Source organism: Ruminococcus sp. B05 (genome assembly GCF_003628495.1).
GTDB classification, from domain to species: domain Bacteria; phylum Bacillota; class Clostridia; order Lachnospirales; family Lachnospiraceae; genus Schaedlerella; species Schaedlerella hominis.
This window is the reverse complement of sequence record NZ_RBZR01000033.1, coordinates 20,467-29,205: the sequence shown is the minus strand read 5'-3', so window position 1 is coordinate 29,205 and position 8,739 is coordinate 20,467. Positions and strand designations below refer to the sequence as shown.

The window sequence follows — 8,739 nt, the reverse complement described above, 5'->3', positions numbered from 1 at the left end:
TCGCTCGACTTGCATGTGTTAAGCACGCCGCCAGCGTTCATCCTGAGCCAGGATCAAACTCTCGTTAAAAGTGTTTGTTCTAGTCAAGATTAACTCTAGCTAATCTATCCTTTTACTGTTGTTTTGGCATTGAACACTTAATGAGGTTTTTCACGAATTTAGTGTGAAAGCCGTTCGGCTCAATGCCGAACCTCATTTGTATTCATCCGTTCTTAAAAAATTTTCTCTTAAAGAAATTTTCAAGGATCTGTTGTCTATTGTTTAGTTATCAATGTTCTTTGTTTTGTTGTCTCAAGCGACAGCTTATTTACTTTATCACATCCGACAACCTTTTGTCAAGAACTTTTTTCAAGTTTTTTCTTTGCATTTTTCATCTTACACTTTCCATATCCCGCCAGGGCTGTCCAGTGTTTTCTATTTTGCATCGGTTGTCTTAGCGACGAAGACTATCTTATCATCTCGTTTTTAAATTGTCAACGTTTTTCTTGTTTTTTATTTATTTCGCGCAATTCAGACAATTCTACTGTTATTTTCTTTCTGTATATATAATAATTTTATACGTTCTTTCTATAAGTAGTTACTATTGAAATTTGCTTTTCACATTTCCTTTAGATACTTTCCATAATTTATTAAAAAGTTTATCACAAAATCATCACATTTTTCTTCTATAGTTATATACATCAAAAGCAAATAACCTTTTGATATATATTTTCTTTTTCATAAACTTTTTCCTTTTTGGCTGGACTCGCAATCCAGCCTATTTTTTATTTCTTATAAACAGCCCAGTATCTCTCGTCCTCTTCTTCAACCTCTACATTATGAAGACTCTGTACATATTGCTTAAACTGAGAGTAGCCATAATCACGAACCTTAAAATCTTTGAATTTATTATGGATTCTATTACCTAGCGTTCCTAACAGAATCCCTTGTGCACCGGAATCTTTTATTTGCTGTACAATAAATTCCTCCAACATTTCCTTCTTACTCTTATCTTCATATAACATAACGGTAACCTGCGTACCATCCTGTTTTAATTTCAGCTTTGGAAATGTCTCTAAAAATTTAGACAACAAACTGTACCCATAGCGTCTTACATCAAAGTCAGGATACAATTTTACAAGACGGCTTCCCACTTCACCTAGTCCGGTCTCTTTATCATTATTTTGATTTTCTGTAATAATCTTAATAACCGACTCTTCAATCTGTCCTTTTGTCACTTCATTTTTCTTGCCATCTTTGATATCATCCAATAGCAGCTCTAATTCTGTAAAAATGTCGCAAGCCTTACGAAATGGTGTCGGTGTTTTGCTTTCTCCCATTCCTATTACAGTTCTTCCACTTTCACGCAATCTACTCGCTAATTTGGTAAAATCACTGTCGCTTGACACAAGACAAAATCCTTCCAGATCATTTGTATACAGCATATCCATTGCATCTATGATCATGGCTGAATCTGTAGCATTCTTTCCATATGTATAACTGAACTGCTGAATTGGCGTAATACTATTTTGAAGCAAGACTTCTTTCCAGCTCGCACTCTGCGATTTTGTCCAGTCTCCGTAAATACGCTTATATGTCACATTTCCATATTTCGACAGTTCATCTAATATCGGTTTAATATATTTTGCAGAAACATTTTCCGCGTCAATTAATAATGCGTATCTTTCTTCCATGTATGGTATACCTTTCCTTCCATATTTTTCCATTCAAATACGCCATTTTCTACAATCATATAACTGTGCTGTGATTTTTCCTTTGGTATAGAAACTGAGCCCGGATTCATATATGTGCATTTTGCTCCGCTTTCAGTTGTAAACCTTTTACAGGCAGGAATATGAGTGTGTCCATTCAACAAAATGTCTCCATCTTTTAACATTGGCGGATTCTGTGGATTGTACACATGCCCGTGTGTCGCAAAAATAGTCTGTCCGTCCAAATCTAAGAAACAATAATCTGCCAATATCGGAAAATCCAACACCATCTGATCTACTTCTGTATCACAATTCCCACGTACACATAACAAATTTTCTTTCAGCGGGTTTAGCATAGAGATGACCTTTTTCGGGGCATACTCTGCCGGCAAATCATTTCTCGGACCATGATATAAAATATCTCCTAAAATCAACATCCGATCTGCTACTTCTCGTTTCCAGGCTTCCATTAATTCTCTACAATATAATGCTGATCCATGTATGTCTGATGCAATTATTAATTTCATAATAAATCTCTCCCTTACTATAATTAGATACAAGTCATATAATACTGTGACCTGCAACTACAATTTCACTCCACACTTTGGACAAAAATTCTGTCCGTATTCGATTGGGTTGCCACATTCATGGCAAGTTCTTTGAAGCTCAGTTTCTTCATTCTGCTCATTTTGAGAATCATCTGTCACGTTTGTTTGTTCTGCTGCATCCGCCTGGTCAGGTTGTGACTTTTGTACTTCTTGTTCTTCCACGACTTCTACTGCCTTGTCTTCTGTATCCACGTCTTTTCCTGTTTCAGTTTCCGCTTCCACTATTGTAGTTTCCGCTTCCACTTTTGCTTCTTCCAATACGGCTTCTTTCGCCTCTACCTCCGCAACAACTTCCTTATCAACATTTTCAAACTCTTTTTCTTCTTCACGCCGCTCCTGCTCTGCTTTTTCCTTATGCTCTGCCACTTTTGTTTTCACAAAATCCTTCAAACTTTTCTTTTCCGGAATTCTTCCTCCGCAATTTGCACAGAAAACATCTCCGTCTGTAATCACTGCACCACATCCGGGACATATTTTTGCTGAAAATGGTGCGGTTTCTTTTGTTTGTATCTCTGGAGTTGTAATTATTCTTGCCCCGCAATGATTACAGTATTTTGAATGCATCGGCACTTCCTGACTGCAATTGGGGCAATAAGCAACCCCTTTCACCAGTCTTTTTTGACTCTGGTACTGAATCACCATCATCTTATTATTCCAGATTGCATCACACCAGATTTTCATCTGCCCATCTGCATCCTTGCCATACATCTGATAATAATATTCCCCAATCTGACGGAATAAATCATCCTGTTTCCGCTCTTCCTCTCGAATCACATGGGATAATCGTGCGGCTTTGTAACTTCCTTTTGTCTGACGAACAATCCAACGACCAAATCGTGTAAGCAGATTGCTTAAATCATCATAAACAGCCATATTTTCAGCCCTTCTTTCTCTTTTGCAGATTTTCGATTACCGGATACAATATATTGTGAGCAATAACCGATTTACGCTTGTTCTCCTATTATAACATGCCCTTATGAAAAATGCAGTATAAAGGATATTTCCTTTACGCGTTTCTGACACTTTCAACAAAACCATCAATTTGATGGTTTTTAACGCAAATAAACCATCAAAATAATGGTTTTAATTTCCAAATACAAGTTTTTATGATTTAATAAAAAAAAGAAAAGTCGCGGACCACACGTAGTGTAAACCGCAACTTTCTTTGTTTTACAGCCCATCCAGTTCTATAGTAAAGATTTCCTGCTCCAATCCCTTTCCTTCCTCTATCAGTTTATCTATCAACTCCTGCAAAACTGACACTTTTGTCTTCTTTAATTTTCCCAAAATTTGTGCTTCTATTGGTTCAGCGAAATCCTTGTATTTTTCATAGGTATCGATGTCCATATTCAGCGGATGTAATTTCGGAAAAATCCGTTTCTGAATATATTCAAAAATTTTAACTCCTCCATAATCCAGATCTCCAGAATGGAAATATTCTATCTGTTGATTAGCATCCAGAATTTCTGCCAGTTTTTGTAAAAATGCTCTCTCATACGGACCATAGTAACCATGACTATATACATACAAGGTATCTTCTGAATAATTCATTGCTTCAAAATTTGCCTTGTTCTCGATAGAAACAATACGTTTAAATGGCACAATTTCATTTTTAACACTGACATGCTTTAATGTTTGTGTATTCAATATTAATCCGTACTTGAAATTTGCTGTATTAATTTCTCTGTCAGTTCCATCTGCTTCATGAATCAGTAGTTTTAACGAACCTTTCAGTGCCATTTCTTGCCCGTATTCCTTAATAAGAAGTTGTTCCAATACCGTTGAATCATCCATATCTTCCTCTACATCCTCACAATATTTCTTAGCACTTGTAATAATATGCGCCTGTACTTCTTTTTCAAATTTCTTTGTATCCCCAAGATACATCTTACTAAAAACACGTTTGAATATTGGCTCATCAAGTGCATCTATTCCTCGCAAACAATCCCGATAAAGTTCGAACTTTTCTAATTCTTTTGGAACCCTTCTATCGCCAATGTTGTGTAATTTTTGTAACAGCGAATCATAGTATTTTCGAATCCAACCATTCTTCCAATCTTGTTTTTGTTCCGCTTCAATTTTATCTTGATATTGTTGAACCAAACAACATTTCGGAACAAATATCTCTCCGTTCTCTTGTGCTTCCTGTTCTGCTAATTGATAAAGTTGTGGAAGTTGTTCTAACGAATAATGAATTTCGCTTATATCGCTATAACGAATTTCCCATTTTATTTGAATCAATTTTCGTTTTGCCAAATTCTGTGCTTCATTTATGAATTCTGTTTTTCCACACTTGTCATAATCCTTCTGCTGAATTGTAATTTTTCGATTGCCAATTTCTCCCGGTTTCCAGTCTTTTTTACTGTGATATTCACATTTTTCTATGATTTTATCTAACAGATACATCTTACGCCTCTTCCGTTAACTGCCCAAACTCCGTTTTCTCAAACTCCTGAATGGAAATATGTTTCTTATTCGGATTGGCATACACAAATGTCTTGTCCACATTTTCCAGATAATTCTGAATCTTATCGTTTGTTGCACTGATAATTGCCTGGAATCCAAGTCCTCGGATTAACGAAATACAACTTGCCACTTTTTCCGCGTCCATTTTGGAAAATGCCTCATCCAACACGACAAGGCGCAAGGTTGGATTGCGACGCAATTTAGGGGACAGATTCACTCGATACACCTGTGCAAAACTTGCCAAGAGTGCCACATACAACGGGTTCTGACCTTCTCCACCAGAATTTTTCTTGATCATCTTACTCAGCCCGATCTTCATATCTTTTTCACCATGAACAATCTGCTGCATATCGAAAGAAAGATACGTTCTGTAATCCGCATATTTTTCCATGTTCTTTCTCGCTTCATCCTGCTCTTCTTTCGTTGCATTCTCCTGTGGTATAAAGATATGGATCAACTCATTCATCATTTCTCCATATTCTTCTTCATGTTCCATCGTAAACATGTTCATCTGATTGTCCATTGAGCCATTTAACTGATGTGGGTCAATCTGAAGTGCATCGTCCATGAACATCTTGTAATACTTTCCGTCCGCACCTTTATTTTTTGTGATTACAAATTGATATTTATCCTTACCAAAGTCCAGACGGCTGATGATACGATTGAGCTCATCTCTTCGCTGATAAGCCTCGCGGATAGCGCTTCGGATTTTGAAAATGAAATCATCTTTGAAATGTTCTACCGCTGATTTTGCCTGTTCCTGTGCAGATGCCCGATATCGCTCCAAGTCCTCACAAGTAAGACTATCCAACAGTTTATCGTACATCTTATTATCCTTCACACTCGTTGAAAATGAACGATTTGGATATTGCTGGTTATACACACTTCGAACATCGACCAGCTTCTGATAAAAACGATCCATCTGATCTTTCAGCGGGTTTTGTTCCATCTGTTTTTGTCGTTTCATATAATCATAATTAAGCGACTTTGTTTTCTCAAGATATTGTTGAAATTGATTTTCCAATATTTGTGTTCGTTCTTCTGAACGCCGTTTGTTCTCTTCTGCCAATATCTTTTCTCGTTCCAGCTGTTCAGTTTCTGTTGTAATAATCATATTGTTAAACTTTTCTATATCCTGCTCATTCTGCCAGATTGCTTTTTTCACCGAATCTATGGACTCCTTCTTTTCTTCCTGTCGGCGCACAATATCTAACTTCTGTTTCTCCAACATATCCACAGACTCTTCACGCAGCTTTTTCATCTGCTCAATGACATGTGCTTTTCGTTTCTCTTTTTCTGAAATCTGACCAGCTTCATTCTGCCACTGCATATAATCCGCCGTAGGCTGCAACAACATTTCAAATTCTAAAATGCGCTTGATTTCTTCAAGCATCTCTTGTAACGGAAGGCGTTCGTTCTGCAGCTCACCCTGTTTTCTTTCCAGCTGCAGAATACGTTTACGCATACTTGTCTCACCGATATAAGCTCGTCTTGTATAGTTATCCGGGTTGATATGCTGCATACGGAAGCCTTTATAAAGCACGCAATCCGATGTAATACCGATTTTACAGTCACGTAATTCTTCAATCGATTCGCATTTCTTAACATTTCCCAACACAAATCGGATATAAGCCTGCACATAACTTTCTTTTGCCTGCACTTCCTCCGCCAAAGCTCCTTTTTGCACTGCAAATTCTTCCGCACTGACACGTTCTGTGTCCAACACTGCTGCTCTAAAGAATTTTCTCTTATCCATCTCCCGATAAATTTCCATCGCATCTTTTGCATACTTCGGTTCTACGATCAATAAAAGCTTATTATTTCCAAGATATCCTTCCACCGCATTGTGCCAACGCTCATCCTTCACATCCAGAAGGTCTGCAAGAATCTGTACATTTACCAGTTTTCCAACACGCTCATGCAGACGTTTGCGCAATTCAAAACGTGCTTCTTCCAGCTCGCGTGGATATGCTTTCTTACCCTGCTTTAATTCTCTTAATTCTTCTTTTATCTCTTTTTCTTCTTTTTTAATACGATTTAATGTTGTCACCGTATCAGTGCGCTCTGTTTCCAGACTGTCCCGGATTTCCAAAAGGCTTTTTTGCAGACGTTCCAGTTCCCCCTCTGTAATTGTTCCTTTTTCAAACTTCTCAATATCCCAGATTGTCTGATTTGGAGTAACCTCTTTATCTTTCCACAAATTCAATTTCTTAGACAACTTTTGTATTCTTGCCTTACTGTTTTCCAGCCGTTCCAATACTTCATTTAAATTGCCAAGCTCCATCTGCAACGAATCGTATCCGCTTTTTGCAATATGATATAGAATATCCTCGTAATCCTTTTGAAGTTCTTTCAGCTCTTTATTCAATTTTTCCTGTTGTGTCTGTTGCTGTTTGATTCCCTCTGTCCGGTCTATAATCCGTTCCCGCAACTCTTTACTTTTCCGTTGCAGTTGTAGCAATTCCAAACGTTCAACCTGATAATCACAACTCTCGGCCGCCTGCTGTTTTTCTTCATAAGACTGATACGCTTCCCGAATGTCCGTCAGATAACGGATTTCTTTCATTGTCTCCGCAATCTTGCTTTGCATACGTCCATATTGCATAACGCTTTCCTGAAGATCTTCTATATGAATATCCTGTTCCATACAAATGTATTCTTTCACAAAATCTTCTAATTTGATATTCATTTTAAATGGAATCGCACGTTTAAACAGCCGTGGAAATTTTTCAATATCCAACCCGCCAAGATATACATCATACAACTGTCGACGGAATCGTTCATTACTTGAGCCGCAATAATACTGCTCTTTGGTAAATGTTCTGCTTAAATATTCTTTCATCTCTACCGTTGTAAGACACCTTTTTTCCGCACGATATTGATTTTCCAGAAGTCCGCCTGTATGCCAGAAGAACTGACGGCTAATCTCATTTGTTGCTGTCTCTACATCAAATACAACTCCGACACATTGTTTGTCTTTTGTATCTGTACGTTCAAACTCCAAAACAATAGTACTGGAAAAATTTTTATTTCTCAAATACTGTGATTCATTATTCTCACTGATATTGACCATTCCACGAAGATATTCGATGAGTGAGCGGTCGGAATCATCCGCCGCTGCTTTATTGAAAAACCGACGACCATCCGTATCTGCATAAAGCACTATCTGCATCGCATCCAACACCGTTGATTTTCCACTTCCGGAATGTCCTGTAAAAAAATTGATTCCCTCACTAAGTGTCAATATTTTTCTATCTATATAATGCCAGTTATTCAGGCATATTTTTGAAAGGGCCTCAAATGGCTGTTGTTTCTCCACGATGTTCCTCCTCACTCTCTACCTCTTTATGAAAAACGCTTTGCTGGGATTTCAGTTCCTTTGCTTCCTCAAATGTTGTCAGCAGTTCCCGGATATCATCCCCAAGCAATACCGCATGAATACTTGGATAAATTACCACCCTGGTAGCTTCGTTTAATTCTTCCAATGAATCCAAAGGTTCAACAATCTGATATTTTTTCAGCATTGCTATTGTACGTTTCATCTCCGTCGGAGATGGCAGTCCTTTCAAAACCCGAAACTCTCCTGCTTTTCCATTAATTTCCCCAAGTGTCGTAACAATATGGCTGCTTGATGAAACCGTTGCCATTTGCTCATCATAGATTAATTTCAATAATAGTAAATAAATTGTTGCCAGCTTCGGTAATTTCTCTCCCCACAGCGTTTCGCCTTGGATATAAATAATTCCCATGTGCACATTTTCACATAACTGAATTCCTGATATCGCAAAGTATGCTTTTAGAAATTCGAAATGTCGCGTACATACGCGATAATCTTTTTCATACTGCAGTCGACCTGCCCGGCGGTCAAATTTTTGTTCTAATATAAATGTCTGACGAAAAAGCGTCTGGATTATTTCGGTAATCGCTTCCTGCTCTTCCTGCAGCAATTGTTCGTAGTATTCTATCATTTATTT

General features: G+C 37.6%; 6 protein-coding genes and 1 rRNA gene. All 7 read right to left on the bottom strand.

What is annotated here, in order from left to right; translation table 11 throughout:
* Positions 1-69: ribosomal RNA gene (locus tag D8Q48_RS15340) — 16S ribosomal RNA — on the bottom strand; the annotation flags it as partial.
* 695 nt (positions 70-764) lie between these two features.
* Positions 765-1,673 (bottom strand): NYN domain-containing protein, encoded by a 909-nt coding sequence (locus D8Q48_RS15335; RefSeq protein ID WP_117991430.1) that lies wholly within the window; start codon positions 1,671-1,673, stop codon positions 765-767.
* Positions 1,649-2,218 carry a phosphodiesterase gene (gene yfcE, locus D8Q48_RS15330; RefSeq protein WP_121057125.1) on the bottom strand — a complete coding sequence of 190 codons (570 nt, stop codon included), beginning with the start codon at positions 2,216-2,218 and terminating at the stop codon, positions 1,649-1,651. Before yfcE ends, D8Q48_RS15335 begins: the two co-directional genes overlap by 25 nt.
* Before the next feature lie 57 nt (positions 2,219-2,275).
* Positions 2,276-3,172 carry a zinc-ribbon domain-containing protein gene (locus tag D8Q48_RS15325; protein ID WP_121057123.1) on the bottom strand — a complete coding sequence of 299 codons (897 nt, stop codon included), beginning with the start codon at positions 3,170-3,172 and terminating at the stop codon, positions 2,276-2,278.
* A 297-nt stretch (positions 3,173-3,469) separates the two neighbouring features.
* Positions 3,470-4,705: a Wadjet anti-phage system protein JetD domain-containing protein gene (locus D8Q48_RS15320; protein ID WP_121057121.1), complete on the bottom strand. Its 1,236-nt coding sequence runs from the start codon at positions 4,703-4,705 to the stop codon at positions 3,470-3,472.
* Between the two features lies 1 nt (position 4,706).
* Positions 4,707-8,084: an SbcC/MukB-like Walker B domain-containing protein gene (locus tag D8Q48_RS15315; protein WP_121057119.1), complete on the bottom strand. Its 3,378-nt coding sequence runs from the start codon at positions 8,082-8,084 to the stop codon at positions 4,707-4,709.
* A complete protein-coding gene (locus D8Q48_RS15310) occupies positions 8,062-8,733 on the bottom strand; it encodes a DUF4194 domain-containing protein (protein WP_118688470.1) in 672 nt (223 codons plus the stop codon). The genes D8Q48_RS15315 and D8Q48_RS15310 overlap by 23 nt, the downstream gene beginning before the upstream one ends.
* Between the last annotated feature and the right edge of the window lie 6 nt (positions 8,734-8,739).

What these genes read in the sequence shown, in the direction of transcription:
- D8Q48_RS15335 (WP_117991430.1), bottom strand. Translation starts at nt 1,673, where the DNA reads ATGGAAGAAAGATACGCATTATTAATTGACGCGGAAAATGTTTCTGCA.
- D8Q48_RS15320 (WP_121057121.1), bottom strand. Translation starts at nt 4,705, where the DNA reads ATGTATCTGTTAGATAAAATCATAGAAAAATGTGAATATCACAGTAAA.
- D8Q48_RS15310 (WP_118688470.1), bottom strand. Translation starts at nt 8,733, where the DNA reads ATGATAGAATACTACGAACAATTGCTGCAGGAAGAGCAGGAAGCGATT.
- yfcE (WP_121057125.1), bottom strand. Translation starts at nt 2,218, where the DNA reads ATGAAATTAATAATTGCATCAGACATACATGGATCAGCATTATATTGT.
- D8Q48_RS15325 (WP_121057123.1), bottom strand. Translation starts at nt 3,172, where the DNA reads ATGGCTGTTTATGATGATTTAAGCAATCTGCTTACACGATTTGGTCGT.